At 71.6% G+C, this 19,098-nt stretch carries 18 protein-coding genes; 8 read left to right on the forward strand and 10 right to left on the reverse strand.

Annotation, left to right across the window (positions count from 1 at the left end; all coding sequences use genetic code 11):
• Positions 1-145: 145 nt before the first annotated feature.
• Positions 146-1,087 (reverse strand): hypothetical protein, encoded by a 942-nt coding sequence (locus tag AB0I59_RS07155; protein WP_358131022.1) that lies wholly within the window; start codon positions 1,085-1,087, stop codon positions 146-148.
• A gap of 209 nt (positions 1,088-1,296) precedes the next feature.
• On the opposite strand from AB0I59_RS07155, the gene AB0I59_RS07160 reads away from it, so the two are divergent.
• Complete coding sequence (locus tag AB0I59_RS07160) at positions 1,297-2,904, forward strand: fatty acyl-CoA synthetase (protein ID WP_358131025.1); 1,608 nt, start codon at positions 1,297-1,299, stop codon at positions 2,902-2,904.
• Positions 2,905-2,927: 23 nt separating this feature from the next.
• Here the strand turns inward: AB0I59_RS07160 and AB0I59_RS07165 are convergent, their stop codons facing one another.
• From AB0I59_RS07165 to AB0I59_RS07175, 3 genes are all read right to left on the reverse strand, one after another.
• Positions 2,928-4,262: an NAD(P)/FAD-dependent oxidoreductase gene (locus AB0I59_RS07165; protein ID WP_061252475.1), complete on the reverse strand. Its 1,335-nt coding sequence runs from the start codon at positions 4,260-4,262 to the stop codon at positions 2,928-2,930.
• An 18-nt stretch (positions 4,263-4,280) separates the two neighbouring features.
• On the reverse strand, positions 4,281-4,718 hold the full coding sequence (locus AB0I59_RS07170) for an ATP-binding protein (protein WP_358131028.1): 438 nt from the start codon (positions 4,716-4,718) through the stop codon (positions 4,281-4,283).
• Positions 4,719-4,804: 86 nt separating this feature from the next.
• Positions 4,805-5,674, reverse strand: coding sequence for a SigB/SigF/SigG family RNA polymerase sigma factor (locus AB0I59_RS07175; protein WP_082776423.1), 870 nt, complete (start codon positions 5,672-5,674; stop codon positions 4,805-4,807).
• Between the two features lie 216 nt (positions 5,675-5,890).
• Between AB0I59_RS07175 and AB0I59_RS07180 the strand changes: the two genes are divergently transcribed.
• Positions 5,891-6,274 carry an STAS domain-containing protein gene (locus tag AB0I59_RS07180; protein ID WP_061252473.1) on the forward strand — a complete coding sequence of 128 codons (384 nt, stop codon included), beginning with the start codon at positions 5,891-5,893 and terminating at the stop codon, positions 6,272-6,274.
• 3 nt (positions 6,275-6,277) lie between these two features.
• Here the strand turns inward: AB0I59_RS07180 and AB0I59_RS07185 are convergent, their stop codons facing one another.
• Positions 6,278-6,988 carry a GAF and ANTAR domain-containing protein gene (locus AB0I59_RS07185; protein ID WP_358131032.1) on the reverse strand — a complete coding sequence of 237 codons (711 nt, stop codon included), beginning with the start codon at positions 6,986-6,988 and terminating at the stop codon, positions 6,278-6,280.
• A 95-nt stretch (positions 6,989-7,083) separates the two neighbouring features.
• Between AB0I59_RS07185 and AB0I59_RS07190 the strand changes: the two genes are divergently transcribed.
• The 3 genes from AB0I59_RS07190 to AB0I59_RS07200 all read left to right on the forward strand — a co-directional run bounded on the left by AB0I59_RS07190 (position 7,084) and on the right by AB0I59_RS07200 (position 11,878).
• Complete coding sequence (locus AB0I59_RS07190; protein ID WP_358131035.1) at positions 7,084-8,892, forward strand: SpoIIE family protein phosphatase; 1,809 nt, start codon at positions 7,084-7,086, stop codon at positions 8,890-8,892.
• 320 nt (positions 8,893-9,212) lie between these two features.
• Positions 9,213-10,298 (forward strand): glycosyltransferase, encoded by a 1,086-nt coding sequence (locus AB0I59_RS07195; protein WP_358131037.1) that lies wholly within the window; start codon positions 9,213-9,215, stop codon positions 10,296-10,298.
• A gap of 137 nt (positions 10,299-10,435) precedes the next feature.
• A complete protein-coding gene (locus AB0I59_RS07200; protein ID WP_358131040.1) occupies positions 10,436-11,878 on the forward strand; it encodes a family 16 glycosylhydrolase in 1,443 nt (480 codons plus the stop codon).
• Here the strand turns inward: AB0I59_RS07200 and AB0I59_RS07205 are convergent.
• Positions 11,832-12,908 (reverse strand): PucR family transcriptional regulator, encoded by a 1,077-nt coding sequence (locus AB0I59_RS07205; protein ID WP_358131042.1) that lies wholly within the window; start codon positions 12,906-12,908, stop codon positions 11,832-11,834. The two genes, AB0I59_RS07200 and AB0I59_RS07205, sit on opposite strands and share 47 nt — an antisense overlap.
• Before the next feature lie 83 nt (positions 12,909-12,991).
• Here AB0I59_RS07205 and AB0I59_RS07210 point away from each other — a divergent pair, with 83 nt between their 5' ends.
• Complete coding sequence (locus AB0I59_RS07210; RefSeq protein WP_228646270.1) at positions 12,992-13,903, forward strand: proline dehydrogenase family protein; 912 nt, start codon at positions 12,992-12,994, stop codon at positions 13,901-13,903.
• Positions 13,903-15,528, forward strand: a complete 1,626-nt coding sequence (pruA, locus tag AB0I59_RS07215; protein ID WP_358131045.1) for an L-glutamate gamma-semialdehyde dehydrogenase — start codon at positions 13,903-13,905, stop codon at positions 15,526-15,528. Before AB0I59_RS07210 ends, pruA begins: the two co-directional genes overlap by 1 nt.
• Positions 15,529-15,603: 75 nt before the next feature.
• Here the strand turns inward: pruA and AB0I59_RS07220 are convergent, their stop codons facing one another.
• From AB0I59_RS07220 to AB0I59_RS07235, 4 genes are all read right to left on the reverse strand, one after another.
• On the reverse strand, positions 15,604-16,017 hold the full coding sequence (locus tag AB0I59_RS07220) for a type II toxin-antitoxin system VapC family toxin (RefSeq protein WP_358131048.1): 414 nt from the start codon (positions 16,015-16,017) through the stop codon (positions 15,604-15,606).
• A complete protein-coding gene (locus tag AB0I59_RS07225) occupies positions 16,014-16,142 on the reverse strand; it encodes a hypothetical protein (RefSeq protein WP_358131051.1) in 129 nt (42 codons plus the stop codon). Before AB0I59_RS07225 ends, AB0I59_RS07220 begins: the two co-directional genes overlap by 4 nt.
• A gap of 130 nt (positions 16,143-16,272) precedes the next feature.
• The gene (locus AB0I59_RS07230; RefSeq protein ID WP_061252465.1) at positions 16,273-16,605 is read right to left on the reverse strand and encodes a putative quinol monooxygenase; all 333 of its coding nucleotides are present in this window, start codon (positions 16,603-16,605) and stop codon (positions 16,273-16,275) included.
• A gap of 116 nt (positions 16,606-16,721) precedes the next feature.
• On the reverse strand, positions 16,722-17,657 hold the full coding sequence (locus tag AB0I59_RS07235) for a LysR family transcriptional regulator (RefSeq protein WP_358131054.1): 936 nt from the start codon (positions 17,655-17,657) through the stop codon (positions 16,722-16,724).
• A gap of 134 nt (positions 17,658-17,791) precedes the next feature.
• Here AB0I59_RS07235 and AB0I59_RS07240 point away from each other — a divergent pair, with 134 nt between their 5' ends.
• The gene (locus AB0I59_RS07240) at positions 17,792-19,036 is read left to right on the forward strand and encodes an MFS transporter (RefSeq protein WP_358131057.1); all 1,245 of its coding nucleotides are present in this window, start codon (positions 17,792-17,794) and stop codon (positions 19,034-19,036) included.
• The last annotated feature ends 62 nt before the right edge of the window (positions 19,037-19,098 follow it).

The following is a 19,098-nucleotide window of genomic DNA, read 5'->3' on the forward strand; positions in this document are numbered from 1 at the left end:
CCGCTGGGGCCTACCTGGATTCGAACCAGGTGAGAAGGAAGCCCTCGAATGGCCTCACGACCGGACCATGAGGAAAGCGGGAGAACTAGATCATTCCAAGATTGAGAAGGAAGCTCCCCCATGGCCTCACGGCGCCCCCACGGTATCAGGCGGGGATCAACTCGTGCAGCGTTCCGGGCGTGTACACCCGCGCCCCCCGCGGCAGGTCAGCCGGAGCCTCCAACCCGCTGTAGGTCGTGTGCTCGGCCGAGGACGCCCTCGCGCGCAGCAGGTCGACCAGATAGCGGACCCGAAGGTGGTCGCGCTCCACGATCGAGCGCACCAGCAGGGAGGCGGTGACCCGGTTGCCCTCCACCTGGTTGAAGCCGGGATGCCCCTTCAGGTAGAGATGCAGCCATTTCACTCGCCATCCGCCGTCGTCACCACGGAGGAAGACGAGCGGCAGGGCGACCCGGCCGGAGCCGCGCAGGTCGGACTTCATCCGTACGGTGCGCGGCTCGAACGGCCGGCCTTTCTGCGCGGCGTCCCTGGTCATGTACCCGAAGAACGCCTCGGCGGCCTCGTCGAACCGCTCACCGTCGTAGACGTTGACCTGGGGAACGATGATCGGCTGCGTCGCCTTGCCGAGACGGATGTCGATGAACTCCGTAGCGCCGTGGGGTCCGGGCGCCTCGGTGAGGTCACCGGAGTAATGGGCGGAGCCGTTGGTCGGAGGTACGGCCCGTCGACAGGGCGGCCTCGACGCCGCCAGATCCTCGGCGGCCGGCGGCACCTCGGAGCCCGCCAGCGAGAAGTAGAGCTCGCGCGCCTCGGACTCAAGGCTCCCGCCCAGCTCCAGCACGGTCACCCGGTCCCCGGCCAGCGGGATCAGCTCGGCGTGCGCGGCCAGCAGGTCGGCGTAGGCGTGCCGGTAGCGGCCGTAGCCCGGCAGCTTCAGCAGGTCGATCGTCGGCGGCAGGACGCGCGCGGCGGCGACCGGGTCGAGCAGCGCCTCGCGCAGCAGGACGGCCCAGAACTCCAGCGTGTCGGGCACGTTGGCCGGAAAGTCGATGAAGTAGGCGTTGTGCTGGACGTGGTCGCCGACCAACCGGCGGACGGCGGCCAGGATCCGTACGCCGAGATCGACAGTGTTTGATCATCAAGCGTTCACGGCGCTCGGGAACACCCCATCATCCTGGTGCGGCCCCCGGCGAAGCGCCTACGCGGTGTACTCCGGCCCGTACGGCTACTCCTCAACGGCGGCACATGTCACTACGCTTTCCGGAAGTTTCGTCTGTTGCCCGGTTGGAGAACTTCATGTCTTTCGCTGGACCCCCGGCCGCCTCGGAAGCTGCGGGGGACGTCGCCCTCGCCCGCAGACAGTCGCTCGCCGACCTGCTGCGCCGCTCCGCCAGACGCCACCCCGACCGGCTCGCCGTCTCGGACGGGAGGACCAGCCGTACCTTCGCCGAGCTGGACGAGGACGCCTCGCGGGTGGCCGGCGCGCTGATCGCGCGGGGCGTGCGGCCGGGTGAGCGGGTCGCGGTGCTCTCGCGCAACAGCGTGGAATACGTGCAGACGATCTTCGGGGTCGCCCGTGCCGGAGCGGTCCTCGTACCGATCAACTTCATGCTCGGGGCCGACGAGGTCGGCTACGTGCTCGCGCACTCGTCCGCCGTCGCGCTGATCGCGCAGGACACACTCCTCCCCGTGGCGCGGGACGCGGTCAAGGCGGCCGACCGGCTCAAGATCCGCGTCGTGTACGGGGACGCCGACGAGTGGGAGCCGTTCGCCGCGTTGCTCGCTCACGAGGGCGCCGAGACTCCCGCTCTCCATATCGGCGCCGACGACCCCGTCCAGGTCCTCTACACCTCCGGCACGGAATCACGCCCGAAGGGCGCGGTGCTGTCCCACGCCGCACTGATCGCGCAGTACAGCAGTTGCGTCATCGACGGCGGCATGGATCGCCACGATGTCGAGTTGCACGCCATGCCGCTGTTCCACTGCGCGCAGCAGCACTGTTTCCTGGTGCCGGACATCCAGCTCGGGGCGGTCAGCCACATCCTGCCCGGCCCCGACCCCGCCGCCGTGCTTGAGGCGATGGAGCGCCACCGGGTGACGAAGTTCTTCGCTCCGCCGACCGTGTGGATCTCCCTTCTACGCCACCCGGACTTCGACCGGCGCGACCTCTCCTCCCTCAGGAAGGGCTACTACGGCGCGGCGATCATGCCGGTCGAGGTGCTCAGGGAGATCGGCGAGCGGCTGCCCGGCGTGCGCCTGTGGAACTTCTACGGTCAGACCGAGATGGCCCCGGTCGCGGTCATGCTCCAGCCGGAGGACCAGATCCGCAAGGCGGGGTCGGCCGGCCAGGCCGCCCTCAACGTCGAGACCCGGGTCGTGGACGCCGACGGCGACGACGTGCCCCCGGGAGAGATCGGGGAGATCGTCCACCGGAGCCCGCATGCCATCCTCGGCTACCTGGACGACCCGGAGAAGACGGCCGAGGCCTTCCGCGGCGGCTGGTTCCACTCCGGGGACCTGGGGGTGATGGACGACGAGGGGTACCTCACGGTCGTCGACCGGATCAAGGACATGATCAAGACCGGTGGTGAGAACGTCGCCAGCCGGGAGGTCGAGGAGGTCATCTACGAGCACCCCGCCGTCGCCGAGGTCGCGGCCGTGGGGGTCAGCCACCCCAGCTGGATCGAGGCGGTTGTCGCGATCGTGGTGACCAAGCCGGGCACAGCCGTCACCGAGGAGGAGCTGCGGACCCACACGCGGTCGCGGCTGGCCGCCTTCAAGGTGCCCAAGGCGATCGCCTTCGTCGACGCGCTCCCGAAGAATCCGAGCGGCAAGGTCCTGAAGCGCGAGCTGCGGGACCTGTACGCCGGCCTCGCGGACCGGATCCCGGGCGCCGGCCGCTGACTCGGGCCGTACCGGTCACAGGCTCACGGGCTCACGGGCTCACGGGCGGGCGTCGGGGGCGTGGTCCTGGCGGCGAGCTCGAACTCCTCGCGCGGCCGCTGCAGCGCGCCGAGCGAGACGATCTCCCTGGGGAAGAACAGGGCGAGCGTCCAGTCCGCCAGGATGCGGGACTTCCGGTTGATCGTCGGCACCCGGGACAGGTGGTAGGTGCGGTGCATCAGCCACGCGACCATGCCGCGCAGCTCCCGGCCGTAGATCTGGGCGACGCCCTTGCGCAGGCCCAGCGCGGCCACCGCCCCCGCGTTCCTGTGCCGGTACGGCTTGCACGGCCGGCTCCTGATCGTCGCCAGCACGTTGTCGGCCAGCCGCCGTGCCTGCCGTACGGCGTGCTGGGCGTTGGGCGGGCACAGCTCACCCGGGCGGGTGAGGTCGGGAATGGCGGCGGCGTCCCCCGCGGTGAAGGCGAACCGGGTGCCCTGGATCTGCAGGAACTCGTTCGCCAGGACCCGATCCCTGGAGTCGAGCGGGAGGTCGCCCGACCTGACCAGCGGGTGCGGCTTGACCCCGGCGGTCCACACCAGGGTCTCGGCTTCGAACTGCTCGCCGTCGTCCAGGACGATGCGCCCGCCCTCCGCGGACAGCAGCCGGGTGCGCAGCCGTACGTCGATGCCGCGCATGCGGAGCTGCTCGGCGGTCCAGCGCCCCATGTCGAGGCCGACCTCGGGCAGGATCCGGTCGGTGGCCTCGATGAGGAACCAGCGCATGTCCTGCCGGCGCAGGCCGTGGAAGTACTTGATGGCGTCGCTGACCATGTCCTCCAGCTCGCCGAGCGCCTCGATTCCCGCGAATCCGGCGCCGACGAAGACGAACGTCAGCGCGCGGCGGCGGAGCCGCTCGTCGGAGCTGGACGCGGCGACGTCGAGCTTGCCGAGGACGTGGTTGCGCAGGTGGATGGCCTCTTCCACGGTCTTGAACCCGATCCCCCGCTCGGCGAGGCCGGGGATCGGCAGCACGCGCGAGATCGACCCCGGAGAGAACACCAGGTAGTCGAAGCCGAGCACCCGTTCCCGCCCCTCGTGCGGCCGGAACTCGGCGACCTTGTCGGCCAGGCTCACCCGCAGGATGGTGCCGTTGAGGATCTCGCATCGGGAGAGCACCCGGCGCAGCGGCACGACGACGTGCCTGGGCTCGATGCTCCCCGCCGCCGCCTCGGGCAGGAAGGGCTGGTACGTCATGTAGGAGTCGTAGTTGACGACCGTGATGCGCGCCTCCGCCCGGCGGAGTCTGCGCTGCAGCCGCAGCGCCGCGTACATGCCGACGTAGCCGCCGCCGACGACGAGTATGCGCGGAACAGTCATGCTGGGCTACTACCCCTGTCAGACGCTGAAACGCATCGTGACGGTAGTCCCGTTGCTCCCTGTTTCGACATAGATGTCGGTACTGAGCCGGCGGGCCACCCACAGGCCCATGCCGCTGGTGGCGTTCTCCGGCGGGGCGACCCGCCCGGGCGGGGACTCGGGCCTCCACACCCTGCCTTCGTCGTGGACGTCCACGACCAGCCCGTCCCGATCGCCCCACAGGCGCAGCCGCGCCTCGGAGGCACCGTGGGTCACGGCGTTCGTCGCCACCTCGTTGAGCGCGACGACGAAATCGCCGACGGCGTCCTCCCGCATTCCCTGGCTGCGCGCCTGGACCGCGGCGAACTCCCGCACGTCGGGCAGGTCGTCCAGGGAGAACGTGAGCTCCTTGGCCGCGCCGGGCCCGGACGGTGGGACGCCCTCCTCGTTCACCCGGAAACGCCTCCCACAGGACATGTCAGGACCGTCCGCCGCGACGGGCCGGAAGTCGAACATACCCCGGGACGACGGCGCACCGACGCCACCGCCCCTCGGATGGCAGATCACCCCGCCACGAGTTCCGAACGGAGCTGGTCGAGCACCTTGCGCAGGATTCTCGAGACGTGCATCTGCGATATGTGGAACTCTGCCGCGATCTCGGCCTGGGTCAGGTTGCCGTAGAACCGGAGCAGCAGGATGTTCTTCTCCCGCTCCGGAAGCTCGTCGATCAGCGGCTTCACGGCCTCCCTGTCCACGAGGGTCGCCAGCGCGTCGTCCTCCTCGGGAAGCACGTCGCCGAGCGCGGCCGCGTCGTCGTCCGCGCCCAGGGGCGCGTCCAGGGACAGCGTGCTGTACGCCGCCGAGGCGTCCATCGTGAGGAGCATGTCCTCCTCGGAGATGCGCATCTTCTTCGCGAGCTCGGCGACCGTGGGGAACCGGCCGAGCTCCTGGGTCATGTCCGCGACGAGCCGGTTCAGCTCGGAGCGCCGTTCCTGGTAGAGCCGGGGGACGCGGACGGCCCAGGTGCGGTCCCGGAAGTGCCGCTTCACCTCGCCGGTCATGGTCACCATGGCGTAGCCGCGGAAGCCGTGCCCGAGGCTGGCGTCGTACCCGTTGATCGCTTTCATGAGCCCCACGTAGGCCGCCTGGAGGAGATCCTCCAGCGGCTCACCGCGGTGGAGGTACCTGCGGGCGACGTCCCTGGCCATGGGCAGGTGCATCTCGACGACCTGTTCCCGCAGCCGTTCGCGGCGCTCCTGGGCCAGGTCCTCACGGGCGAGCTCGGCGAGCAGTTCCTCGGCGGTCGGCTGGCCCTGATCGTGCGGCCGCTCGGCGGGAAGGGCGTGCTTCGCCCGCGACGGCGGCGTGCCCTTGCGCCCGGTCGTCGCTCCGGCCTGCGGGGGGATGGTCGCTACTCGAACCTCGGCAGCCATCGTGGAATCTCCTCGTACTCGCATCGCGAGCGACGCCGAGCCGGGATTCAGCCCACGCAGACGGCGCGCCTCGCTACAACTTCGAGACAGGGCCCTCTGCTGGACCTCTACTCCGATATTCCCCCAAATCCGGAAGTATCACCACCCCCTGGACGCCAGTAAAGTTGCCGGACAGGCCTCGCGCGGCGGGGTCTCTTCCCTTCCTGGAGGCGCGAGGTGCCAAAGCCCGGGACGCTGTCCCTGCAGTCCACGGTGCACGCCACGCCCGCCGGCGTCGCGGTGGTCGTCCACGTCACCGGCATCCTCGACGCCACCACGCGAACGGAGTTCTCCGGCTACCTGGACGCGGCCGCCGACGACCACGGGCCGAGCATGATCCTCGATCTGGCCGGCGTCACGTTCATGGACTCGCGGGCACTCGGGCTCATCGTCCACCACTGGCAGCGCGCCACCGGGGCGGGCGGCGACTTCGCCCTCGTCGCCGTGCAGTACCCCAGTTCCAAGGTGATGTGGGTCACCGGCCTGTCCCAGCGGCTGCCGATGTTCGACACGCTGGAGGAGGCGCTGGCCGCCTTCGGGACCGCCAGGGAAGGGCACTAGAGATCACTCCGTGCGGTTGCCGCCGTGCTTGTTCTGGTGCTCGGTGACCAGCAGCTTGGCCAGGTCGGCGACCTTGATCTGATGGTGCTGGGACACCCGTCTCAGCTCGTCGAACGCGGCCTCGGCCGAGCAGCCACTCGTCGACATGATGATGCCCTTGGCCTGGTCGATGACCGAGCGGCCGGCCATGGCCTCCTGCATCTGCGCGGCCCCCGTGACGACGTCGTCGAACTCCCAGAGGTTGGCCAGCACCACGGTCACCTGCTCGGCGAGCATGGTCATCAGGGAGCCTCCCCCGGCGAAGACGCCGGGTCGCACCGCGTACAGGCCGATGATGACGACGGCGCGCTCCACCTCGATCGGCAGGACCAGCACCGAACGCACGCCGTGCCGTACGGCCGTCGCGGCGTAGCGGGGCCAGCGCGCGTCGCGCATCACGTCCGGGATCACCACCGGCCGCCCGGAGGAGAGCGCCTCCCTCGACGGCCCCTCGCGCAGGTCGCGCTCCCGATCGGTGAGGGCGATGAGCTCGCTGTGGGAGGCGGTCAGCATCACCCGCCCCTCCTGCCACAGCTCGGCGGTGCCCGCCGCGCATCCGGGAACGCCGCGCGCCACCGCCTCGGTGATGCCGCGCAGCACGCTCTCGTACGAAACGCCCTCCGTCACCCTGCCCAGAGCGGCGAGATCGCGGGCGAGACTCGGGGTGGTATCCATGACGGGAACAGTCATTCCCCTACTTTCAGCGTTAATCCGGACCCCGTCGATGCGCGGAATCCGGTGACGTACCGTCGAAACAAGAGAGGGGGCAAATGTTGACCAACCTACCCGAGCTGGAGCGCGAGCTGAGCGGCCTCGCGGCCCGCATCGCCGCACTCCGGGAGACGTCCGCGCCCGGTGCCGCGCTCGACGAGCTCGAGGCGGCGGAGGAACTGCTCCGCTCGGCGCTCGCGGAACTCGGGAGGAGGCGCGGGCGCAGGGAGGGCGGCAACCAGCGCGAGCAGAAGCTGCTGCGCCAGATCTTCCGCGCGCTGCCCGTCCCCGTGGTCGTCATGGACGCCGGGGGCGTGGTCCGGCGGATCAACAACGAGACCGCCCGGCTGCTCGGCAGCCCCGCGGGATACCTGCTCGGGCGGCCGTTCCCGCTGCTGGTCGACGTCTCCGGCCGGGCCGCCTTCCGGTCCCACCTGACGGCCGTACTGCACGGCGAGGAGAGCGCGACCTTCCAGACCCGGCTGGCGCACCAGGGGCGCACGCACACGGTCCGGCTGGTCCTCAGCAGGCTGCGCATGCCGGGCGAGCCCGGGGAGATGGTCGCCGCGGTCGCGCTCCCGACCGACGTGCGACTCCCCGAGGCGTCCGGCCCGGACCGGGCCCCGGACGAGTCCGCCGTCATGGCCGCCGCCCGGCGCCACGACCTGCTCGCGCGGCTCACCCGCCTGCTGCTCGACGAGGAGAGCCTGCGCGAGCCGGTGGCCCTGATCCGCGCGGCGCGGCTGTTCGCCGCCGAGACGGCGGACTGGGTGATCGCCGACGTCTTCCGCGACGACGTCCTCCACCGGGCGGCCGTGATCCCACCGGCCAGCGAGCCGGTCACCCGGCTGCAGCGGGCCGTCGAGGGGCTGGACCCGGCGTGCGCGCCCGTCGTGAGCCAGGTCCTGGAGACGGGTGGCGGGACCGTCCACGAGATGCTGGCCGACGACGGACTGCTCGGTCCCGATGTCCTCCGGGACATCCGGGCCGGGTCGCTGCTGTCCGTGCCCATCGGGACCGGCCAGGAGATCCTCGGCGTGCTCACGCTCGTACGGCTCCGCGACCGGCCGCCGTTCGGGCTCGCGGACCTCGGCCTGCTGGAGGAGGCCGGGGCACAGCTCGGCCTGGCGATGCGGGCCCAGCGCAGCTTCCAGCGCAGGTCGCAGGCGGCCGACACGCTGCAGACCGGGGTGCTCCCCCGGACGCTTCCGGACATCCCGGGATTCGAGACCGCGGCGATCTACCATCCGGGGTCGGAGCCGCGTGCGATCGGCGGCGAGTTCTACGACGTGTTCCCGGTCAGGGACGGCTGGGGGTTCGTCATCGGCAGTGCGGCGGGCCGGGGCGAGGAGGCCGCGTCGGTCACCGCCATGGTGCGCGGCGGCCTGCGCGTGGTCAGCGTGCGTGAGGACGACCCCGGCGCGGCGCTGCGCACGGTCAACGACGCGCTCGTCGCGCAGAACACCGGGTTGTTCGTCATGGCGGCGGCGGGCTTCGTGCACGGACGCCGGGTACGGCTGGCCTCGGCCGGGCACCACCCGGCGGCCCTGCTCCTCCCGGACGGCGGCGTGCGCTTCTCGGAGGGCGGCGGCGTCCCCTTGGGGTTCGAGGAGGGCGCGGTGCCCGCCACGGAGGAGCTGACCCTGACCGCCGGCGAGACCCTGCTGCTCTACTCCGACGGGCTTGTCGGGTCCCGCGACGCGGAAGGTGAGAGCTACGGGGAGGGCCGGCTCACCGAGGTCCTGACCCGGTGCGCCGGCCAGCCTCCGGGCATTGTGGTGAAGGCCATCGAGGAGGACCACCGGGCGTTCTCCGGCGACCACATCCTCGACGAGATCACGATGCTCACCCTCCGGCGGTCCCGCTGACCCCTGAGCCGCTCCTGGCGCGACCCGCCCGGCTTTCCGGCGGGCGGGAAGCGGAGGCGAGCCGGGGCCGGAGGGCGACCGGGTCCCGGGACGAACGCCCAGGTGAGAGCCGGAGTGAGAGGCGGAGTGAGAGGCGTGCCGGGAGCCGGTGGTGCGGGGTCGGCGCGGGGCGGGGAACGAACCAGGCGAAGAACGAGACTGTGGGATTTCCACCGTTTCGGGGGTTTAGCGCGAGTTGGAGCGCGGTAAACTCTGCGGAGTAGTTGGTGCCTAAGACGCAGGCACACCCTTTTCCAAGCACTTTAGGCTTGAGGTGTGCCATGAATATCGCCATTGTTTCCGCGCAGGCCCTGACGTCCGACACTCCCGCGATCGCCCGCGAGCTGGGCCGTGGTCACCGGGTGACGGTTTACACCCGATCCGCCACCGGCCAGCCGTCCAAGGGCGTGTCCATAGAGCAGGTGGCCGCCGGGCCGGACATTGAGCTGTCCGAGAGCGACCTGCTTCCCTACCTTTCCGACTTCAGCGCCGGTCTCATGCGGCGCTGGCGCAGGGACCGGCCCGACATCATCCACGCGCACTCCTGGGCCGGTGGCCTGGCCGCCATCGCGGGCTCAGAAGGGCTCGGCGTGCCGGTCACCCAGACGTTCCACGGGCACTTCCACGGCGGGCAGACGCCGGTACGGCGGCTGGAGTGCGCCATCGGCCGTCACGCCCGCGCGGTCATCGCGTCCTGCGCCGACGAGGAGTCCGAGCTGATCAGGATGGGCGTGCCGCGCCGCAACATCGCCGTCGTCCCGAGCGGGATCGACGTCGAGCGGTTCCGCCGCCAGGGCCCGGCCTTCCCGCGCGGCGAGCGGCCGCGCCTGCTCCACGTCGGGCTGGGCAGCGACCCCGGCGAGATCGCCGCGAGCGGCGCGGCGACCGCGATCGGCGCGCTGGCGGCGATCCCCGAGGCCGAGCTCGTGATCGCGGGCGGGGACGACCTCAGCATCGAGCGGCTGCGTGTGATCGCCAGGGACCACGCGGTCGGCGACCGCGTCGAGCTGCTCGGCCCGGTCCCGCACACCGCCATGCCGAAGCTGATGCGCAGCGCCGACATGGTGCTCTCGCTGGCTCCCACCGTGCCGACCGGCCTCGCCGCCCTCGAGGCAATGGCCTGCGGCATCCCCGTCGTCGCGTCCGCGGTGGGCGCGCACCTCGACTCCGTGGTGGACGGGGTCACCGGCTTCCTGATGCGGCCCGGCCGGCCGGCCGAGACCGCGGTCCGGATCCGCGAGCTCCTCGGAGACGTGACCCTCCGTACGGCCATGGGCTACGCGGCGGCCGACCGCGCCCGGTCCCGTTACTCCCTGGAGCGGATCAGCATGGAACTGCTCCGCGTCTACGAGCGGACCTGCGCCTGACGTCCGATGTGCGGCCCTCCGGGCCACGGAGGGCGCCGGAGGGCGCGGTGTCCGGATGCTCAACCGGCATGATCCTGTTATTGAAGTGAGATCGGTGCTTTGATGCGTGCATGTCACTTCATGGACCTGGTTTAGCCGTGGCGGCGGCGATGGTGATCGCCGCCGCCACCGCGTGTTCGAGCGCGGAACCCGTGTCGGTCCTGACCGCCGCCGGCGAATCCGCCACCGAAGTGTCCGCCACCCCGTCCGCGGCCGCCCGGCAGGGGAAACCCGCCGCGGCACCGGCTCGTACGGCCTCCGGGGCGGCGTCCTCCTCCACGGGGCCGCGCGCGGCCGCCGTCGCCCACCATCCCCGACCGGCGCGCGAGCGCCGCGCGGCGAACCTGCTGCCGCCCGCAGCGTCCGGAAGGGGTGCCGCGACCAGGCATACCGGCGCGTCCCCGGACGGCACCTTCTCGTATCCGGACGACCGGGTCACCGTCTACCCGGAGGGCACCTTCCCGGACGGCACCGCCGCGGAGGGCGCCTATCCGGACGGGACCTTCGCCTACCCGGACGGCTCCTCGGGGTACCCGGAGGGCTCCTCCGGCTACCGGGACGGCTCCTCCGGCTACCCGGACGGCTCCTCCGGCTACCGGGACGACCGCGGTGACCGTCCGGAGACCGGATACCCGGATGTGTACACGGGCGGCGACGGGTCCGGACGTTCCGGCGCGTCCCCGCTCCCCCTCGGCCAGGCGGACAGCTCGTCCGTGATCCACCCCGCTCCGGGGACCGGCACCGGCGGTACGAGCGCAGGCGTGGGCGGCACCTCCACCGGCGGCACGGGCGCTGGCACTGGCGGAACGGGCACCGGAACCGGCACGGCCGGCGTCGCGGGTGGCACGGGTGGCACAGGTGACACGGCGACCGGTTCGGGCCAGTCCACGACCGGGGCGGAGTGGGGCGCGCCGATCCTCGTCGAGGACTTCAACGGGACGAGGATCGACGAGAGCAGGTGGGGCGTCTACGACTCGCCGAACGCCCGGACGAACCCCCGTACCTCGCGGGCGACGAGCGTCTCCGGCGGCATGCTGCGCATGACCGGCGGGATCTACGGAGGCAAGGACCTGTCCGGAGGCGTCGCGAGCCTGCTGCTCCAGCAGTACGGCCGGTGGGAGGTGCGCCTCCGGTCGGAGGCCGGCGCCGGATACTCCGCGGTGGCGCTGCTGATGCCCGAGCAGGTGAGCGCGAACAACTACGCGGAGGTCGACTTCGTCGAGGTCGGCGACATCCCCCGGCAGCTCAGCGGCATCTTCGTGCACGGGAGCGGCGGGCAGCGGGCGGCGAGCTCGATGCGCGCCGACTTCACCCAGTGGCACACGGCCGCCGTCGACTGGCTGCCCGACCGGCTGACCTTCTGGCTGGACGGCAGGATGGTCTGGAACTACACGGGCCCGCTGGTCCCCAAGGGGCGGACGATGGGGCTGGCCCTCCAGAACGACGTGGTCTGCGACGGCGCCCTGTGCCGCAACGCGTCCACACCCGCGACGGTCACGATGTACGTCGACTGGGTGCGTATCTACCGGGCTCCCCAGTGAGGGCGGCCGCCTTCAGCGACAGGTGGAGCAGCAGGCGGTCCCGGCCGTCGGCGAGGTCGAGCCCGGTGAGCTGCCCGGCCCGTCCCAGCCGGTAGTACAGCGTCTGGCGGTGCACGCCGAGCGCGGCCGCCGTCTCCTGGACCTGGCCGGCCCGGTCGAGGTAGCTCTCGACCGTGCCCGCCAGGTCGCCCAGCGGCGCGGACTCGGCGGCCAGCTCGGCGAGCTCGCTCCTGGGCAGCCGGGCAAGGAAGCGGTAGACGCCCAGGTCGGCCCAGCTCGCGACCGGCCCGAGCCGCTGGACGTGCTCGGCGATCCGGAGCGCGAGCACGGCCTCGGCCCAGCTCTCCCACGCGTCGCCCGCGTCCTCGCGGACTCCTCCGATGCCGGCGGCCGTGCCGTACGTCGTCTGGAGGGTGCCGGCGACGCGGGGGGCCTGTGACGCGGGCGCGAGGACGGCGGTGAGCGGCTCCGGACCGTCGCCGGGCTCCGCGAGCACGCCACGAGGGAGCCGCCACAGCGCCGCCGCGCGATCCGGTGCGGTCCGTACGGCGATCGCCGCGACGGGGCCGGTGACGTGGAGCGCGGCGGCGGCCCTGGTGGCCGGGTCGGCGGAGAAGAAGTCCCACAGGCGGGCCCTGCCGGTGCGCGCCTCATGCGCCAGGACGGCCGCGGCGCGCTCGACCAGCGGGGTGACGGCCGCCAGGCGGGCGTCGGTCAGCGCGCCGGAGTCGAGGAGCCACAGGTAGCCGTAGGTCACGCCGCCGTGCCGCAATGGCACGCACACGCGGTCCAGCAGCCCGGGAAGTCCGGGGATGCCGGGAATGCGGACCGGGACGGTGGACGTGGCGATGCCGTACGCCTCGAAATGGGCCCGGACCTCGTCGCTCGCCCTCCGGCGCAGGATCGACTCCTGGCGCACGGTGTCGATGTCGCCGCTCTGCGCGCCGTACGCCAGGAGGTGGAAGGAGCGGTCCTCGATCGTGACCGACGCGTCCAGCAACCGGGCTATCTCATCGACGATTTCCTGCATGCCGACATTATTGTGCATTTGTCTGAAAATGCTGTGACGCCTGTCCGTGGACCGGTTCTGAACTGCGGATCTACGCTTGAGCCATGCTCGGTTCCCTGCTTCTCGCGGCCTCGCGGAACGCGCTCGCGCGGCGCGTCGTGTCCGGCCTGCCGCCGACCCGCCGCGTCGTCGACCGTTTCGTCGCGGGCGAGTCCGCCTCGGACGCGGTCGCCACCGTGGAACGGTTGGCGGCGTCCGGCCTCACGGTCACGATCGACCACCTCGGCGAGGAGATCCGCGACGCGGAGGCGGCGGCCCTGACGGCCAAGGCGTACGTCACCGTGCTCGACGCGCTCGCTCCGCTCGGGCTCGGGCGCCGCGCGGAGGTGTCGGTGAAGCTGTCGGCCGTCGGGCAGGCGCTCGACGAGACCATGGCGCTGGAGCACGCGCGGCGGATCTGCGCCGCCGCCCAGGACTGCGGGACCACGGTCACGCTGGACATGGAGGACCACACCACGGTCGACTCCACGCTCTCGATCCTGCGCGCGCTGCGCGCGGACTTCCCCGACACCGGGGTGGCGATCCAGGCGTACCTCTTCCGGAGCGAGGAGGACTGCCGCGACCTCGCCGGGTCCCGTGTCCGCCTGGTCAAGGGCGCCTACCGGGAGCCCGCCTCGGTCGCGCACCAGAGCAAGACCGACGTGGACCGGGCGTACGTGCGGTGCCTGCGCATCCTCATGGCGGGTACGGGATATCCCATGGTGGGCACGCACGACGACCGGCTCATCGCGATCACCGAGATGCTGGCCGACCGCTACGGGCGAGGCCAGGACAGTTACGAGTATCAGATGTTGTACGGGATCCGGACGGACAAGCAGGAGGCGCTCGCGGGCGCCGGAGCCACGGTCCGGGTCTACGTGCCGTACGGCGACGACTGGTACGGCTACTTCATGCGCCGCCTGGCGGAGCGCCCGGCCAACGTCGCCTTCTTCCTGCGGTCTCTGAGGGGTAAGTGATGGACGCGATCAGCAATGTTCCGGTTCCGGCCAACGAGCCGATCTACGGCTACGCGCCGGGCAGCGCGGAGCGGGCCTCCCTGGAGGACCGGATCAAGGAGCTGAGCGGCGCGCCGCTCGAACTCACCATGACGATCGGCGGCGAGCGCCGGCTGGGCGGCGGTTCGCCCATCGACGTGGTGCAGCCGCACAACCACGCCTCCGTGCTCGGGCGGACGTCCGAGGCGACGGCCTCCGACGTCCGGGCGGCGATCGACGCCGCGCGGGCGGCCGCCCCCGCCTGGCGGGCGCTGTCGTTCGACGAGCGGGCGGCGGTGTTCCTGAAGGCCGCCGACCTGCTGAGCGGTCCGTGGCGGGCGACGCTCAACGCCGCCACGATCCTCGGCCAGTCCAAGTCGGCGCAGCAGGCCGAGATCGACTCCGCCTGCGAGCTGATCGACTTCCTGCGGTTCAACGTGGCGTACGCGCGACAGTTGCTGGCCGAGCAGCCGGTGTCGTCGCCCGGCGTGTGGAACCGGCTGGAGTACCGGCCGCTCGAGGGCTTCGTCCTCGCGATCACGCCGTTCAACTTCACCGCCATCGCCGGAAATCTGCCGACTTCTGCGGCTTTGATGGGCAATGTCGTGGTCTGGAAGCCGTCGCCGACGCAGCAGCTCGCGGCGCACTTCACGATGCGACTGCTGGAGGCGGCGGGGCTGCCTCCGGGCGTCATCAACATGGTCACCGGCAACGGCACCGCCGTCTCCGAGGTCGCCCTCAGGCACCCGGACCTCGCCGGGATCCACTTCACCGGCTCGACCGGGACGTTCCAGCACCTGTGGCGCACCGTCGGCGAGAACATCCCGGGCTATCGGAGCTACCCGAGGCTCGTCGGCGAGACCGGCGGCAAGGACTTCGTCCTCGCCCACCCGTCGGCGTCGCCCGAGGTGCTCTCCACCGCGCTGATCCGGGGCGCCTTCGAGTACCAGGGGCAGAAGTGCTCCGCGGCCTCGCGGGCGTACGTGCCGCGGTCGGTGTGGTCGCGGATCCGGGACGACTTCGTCGCCACCGCCGAGTCGCTGACGATCGGTGACGTGGCGGGCGACCTGTCCACGTTCATGGGCGCCGTCATCGACGGACGGGCCTTCGCCAAGCACCGGGACGCGATCGACCGGGCCAGGTCGGTGGACTCGATCGACGTCCTTACCGGTTCGTACGACGACTCGACCGGATATTTCGTGAAGCCGACCATCCTGGAGTGCTCCGACCCCACGGACGAGATCTTCGTGAAGGAGTACTTCGGCCCGATCCTCGCGGTCCACGTCTACGAGGACTCCACGTTCGATTCGGTGCTCGACCAGATGGAGAGCGTCTCGCCGTACGCGCTGACCGGGTCGGTCATCGCCCAGGACCGGTACGCCATCGCGTCCGCGTCCGAGCGACTGCGGTTCGCGGCCGGCAACTTCTATGTCAACGACAAGCCCACCGGCGCGGTCGTCGGCCAGCAGCCCTTCGGCGGCGCCCGCTCCTCGGGCACCAACGACAAGGCCGGCTCGATCTTCAACCTGATCCGCTGGGTGAACGCCCGCACGATCAAGGAGACCTTCGTGCCGCCGACCGACCATCGTTATCCCCACATGGGCTGACCGGCGAGCACGCACCGCGAAGGGCCGGCCCTCGGGAGCCCCCGCCTCGACACACGGCGGCGACCGGGCCGGCCCTCAGACCGACGGCGGCGGGTAGCGGTGGATCTCCGCCCGATGGCCCGTGGAACCGGCGAACTTGGCGTCATCGGTCAGCAACGGCACACCCAGCAGCTCGGCCAGCGCGACATACATGCCGTCGTACGCGGTGAGGCTGTTCCCGAGCTGCAGCACGCGGGACCGCAGCGGCGCCATCGGATGCCGGACGATCCTGAGTTCGGCATAGCGCCGCAGCATGATCTGGGCCCGCTCCTCGGAGATGTGGACCTCGGGCTTGCTGGTGATCACATGCCCGCGCACGACCGAGGTGATCTCGACATCGATCAACGCGGGGGCGTGCACCTTGCGGGCGAGCCGCCGGCGGAGAAGGTCGTCGCCCTTGACGTTCGCCAGCAGGCGGAAAACGATCGAGGCGTCGACGACCAGGCTCACCGGCGCCCCTCGCGCAGGGTCTCGCGCACGAAGTCGGGGTCGTACGGAACGGGCTCATCGGCCTCGATCCTGGACATCACCTCGTCCAGCGCCGGAGTGGCCGCCTCGTAGCATGCAGACTGCATGCAGCTGTGCGTGAATCTCGATCCACCAGCGCTCTGGCCGGGCCGTCGCCGTAGTCGAGGCGGGAAGGGGCGGCCGGTCTTCACGCGCCGCCCCCTTCTCACGCCCGTCCGCCCCCGCGGAACCGGGGTGTCAGCCGCGCTCGGGCACGGCCATCTCGCCGAGGAGGGACCAGTCGTCCTGCGGCACCGTCGTGTTGACGATCCGGGGCGTCTCGGCGAGATGCCGCGGCAGGGTCCGCTGCGCCTCCCGGAAGTGCTCGGACTGGACGTGCGCCGCCCCTGCCGCGTCGTCGCGGAACGCCTCGACCAGGACGTACTCGGTCGGGTCGTCGAGGCTGCGCGACCAGTCGAACCACAGGCAGCCGGGTTCGGCGCGAGTCGCCCGGGTGAACTCACCGGCGATCTCGGGCCACTGGTCGGCGTACTCGGGCAGGACGCGGAACTTCGCGGTAATAAAGATCATTTCATCTGTCTCAACAGGTAGGCGTACCGGACGCGAGCCGGTCCGGCCGGGTGACGATATCAGCGGCGCCTGCGCGGGGTCGTCTCCCGCGGTCCGGCCCGCCGAGGCGGCGGCGTTCAGCGCGAAATTGCCCAGTCCGGCACCCAGGTCCCGGCGGCGCCGTGGCCGGCCGCCGCGGCGGCGAGGTGGGCGCGGAGGGTGGCCAGCGCGGGGTGGGGGTTGTCGCGGCGCCACAGGAGCGAGTGCGGGTAGACGGGCATGGGGTCGGTCACCGGGATGCGGCGCAGACCGTGACCGGCGGGCCAGACGAGGCGGGTCTGCCCGCCCATGAAAGTGGCCAGGGCCGGGGTGTCGGCGATGGTGTCGAGGAGCGCGTCGGAGCCGAAGTTGGGACCGGTCGCCTCGATGGTGAGGCCGAACTCGGCGACGAGATCGTCGTAGTAGGCGGTCCACTCGGTTCCGGGGACGAGGCCGGGCATCCAGATCCGGTGCCCGGCGAGCTGAGCGACCGTCACCGACCGGGCGCCGGCCAGCGCGTGGGCGGGGCCGATGAGGAGCTGGAGCGGCTCGTCGAGCACCCGGACTGACTCGATGTCCTCAGGAAGGGGCCGGCCGGGCATGGCGACGGCGCGGAAGGACGCGTCGATCGCACCGGACCGAATGGCGGCGACGGCCTTCTCGATGTCGAACAGCATCACCACGTCGAGGTCGATCTCGGGGTGCGCGCGGTGGAAGCCGCGCATCAGGCCCGACGCCGCGCTGCGCGAGGCGATCATGTCGACGCGCAGCGGACGGCGGCCGGTGCGCACGGACGCGACCGCGCGCTCGGCGACGCGCAGCAGCTCCCGGGCGTGGGGCAGGAACGCCTGCCCGTCGATGGTGAGCTCGGCGCCGCGCGGCGTGCGGGTGAACAGCCGCACGCCGACGTCGCGCTCCAGCGCGGCGATGCGCTTGGAGACGGCCTGCTGGGTGACCGCCAGCTCGGCGGCGGCCTCCTGGAATTGCCCCGCGTCGGCGGCGGCGACGAAGGTCCGGACGGTGTCGAGGTCCATCCGGACACCCTATGGATACAACCGCTGGTTGTGGCCGGGCGGCCCTGCGGTTGTTTGATCCTCGGGCATGGTGCTCGCTTTGATGCTTCCGATCGCGGATCGGTTGTGCAAGTGAGTGACGAGGAGCGTCGGGCATGCGGAACGGGCACCGGTTGGGGCGGCGGTTCGGGTGGCTCTGGGGAGCGTACGGGACCAGCGCGCTCGGCACGTGGCTCGCCTTCGGCGCGTTCCCGCTGATCGCGATCCAGGTGCTGCACGCCGGGCCGGCGGAGGTCGCGGCGTTGTCCTCCGTGGGGGCTTTGGTGGGCGCGGCCGTGGCGGTGCCGCTGGGCCCGTGGGTGGAGTTCCGCCGCAAGCGGCCGGTGCTGATCGGGATGGACCTGGTGCGGTTCGCGGCGCTGCTGACGATCCCCGTCGCGTTCGCGCTCGGCGTGCTCTCCTTCGTCCAGCTCCTGCTGGTCTCGGTCGTCGTCGCGGCGGCCGACATCACCTTCCGCGCCGCCTCCGGCGCGTACCTGAAGACGCTGCTGCCGGCCGAGCACCTGCTCGTCGCCAACACCCGATTCGAGTCAACGACCTGGACGACCACGATCATCGGACCGCCGCTGGGCGGTGCCGCGATCGGGATCCTCGGTCCGGTGGCGACGGTGGTGGCCGACGCGGTCAGCTACCTGCTCTCGGCCCTGGGCATCCGCGCGATGGGCGGCCGGGAGCCGGGGCCCGAGCGCCGGGAGGCCGCGCGCATGCGGGCCGGGGACCTGCTCGACGGTTGGCGGTACATCCTCGCCGACGCGACGCTGCGTCCGCTGTTCTTCAACACCGCCTTGTTCAACGGCCTGGTGATGGCCACCGACGCGCTGCTGGCCGTCCTGATGCTCGGCCGGCTCGGGTTCTCGCCGTGGCAGTACGGCCTCGCCTTCGCCGCGCCCGCGATCGGCGGGCTGATCGGTTCGCGGCTGGCCCGACCGCTCGTCACCCGGTTCGGGCAGCACCGGGTCCTGGTCGTGGCCGGGGTGCTGCGCGCGATCTGGCCCGTCGGGCTGGCCTTCGTGGGGCCGGGGACCGGAGGGCTGCTGCTGGTGATGGGCGTCGAGCTCGGGCTGATCCTCTGCTGCGGGGTCTTCAACCCCGTCTACGCCACCTACCGCCTCGAGCGCACCGCGACCGACCGGGTCGCCCGCACGCTGTCCGCCTGGTCGGTGACGACCAAGGCCTCGACCGCGCTCCTGACGGCCGTCTGGGGCGTGCTGGGCGGCCTGCTCGGCCCGCGCACGGCCATCGGCCTGGCCGGCGTGCTCCTGCTGGCGACCCCGCTGCTGCTCCCCCGACGCGCCGCGGCGCCCCTCGCCGAGCCGGAGCCGGCACCGAGTCGCGCCTGAAGGCTCACATGCCCAATGTGTAGTCGGCCCCGGCGCGCGATCTCGCGTGTCAGGGCGCCCTC

It is taken from the genome of Microtetraspora glauca (assembly GCF_040656155.1).
Lineage (GTDB): Bacteria > Actinomycetota > Actinomycetes > Streptosporangiales > Streptosporangiaceae > Microtetraspora > Microtetraspora glauca.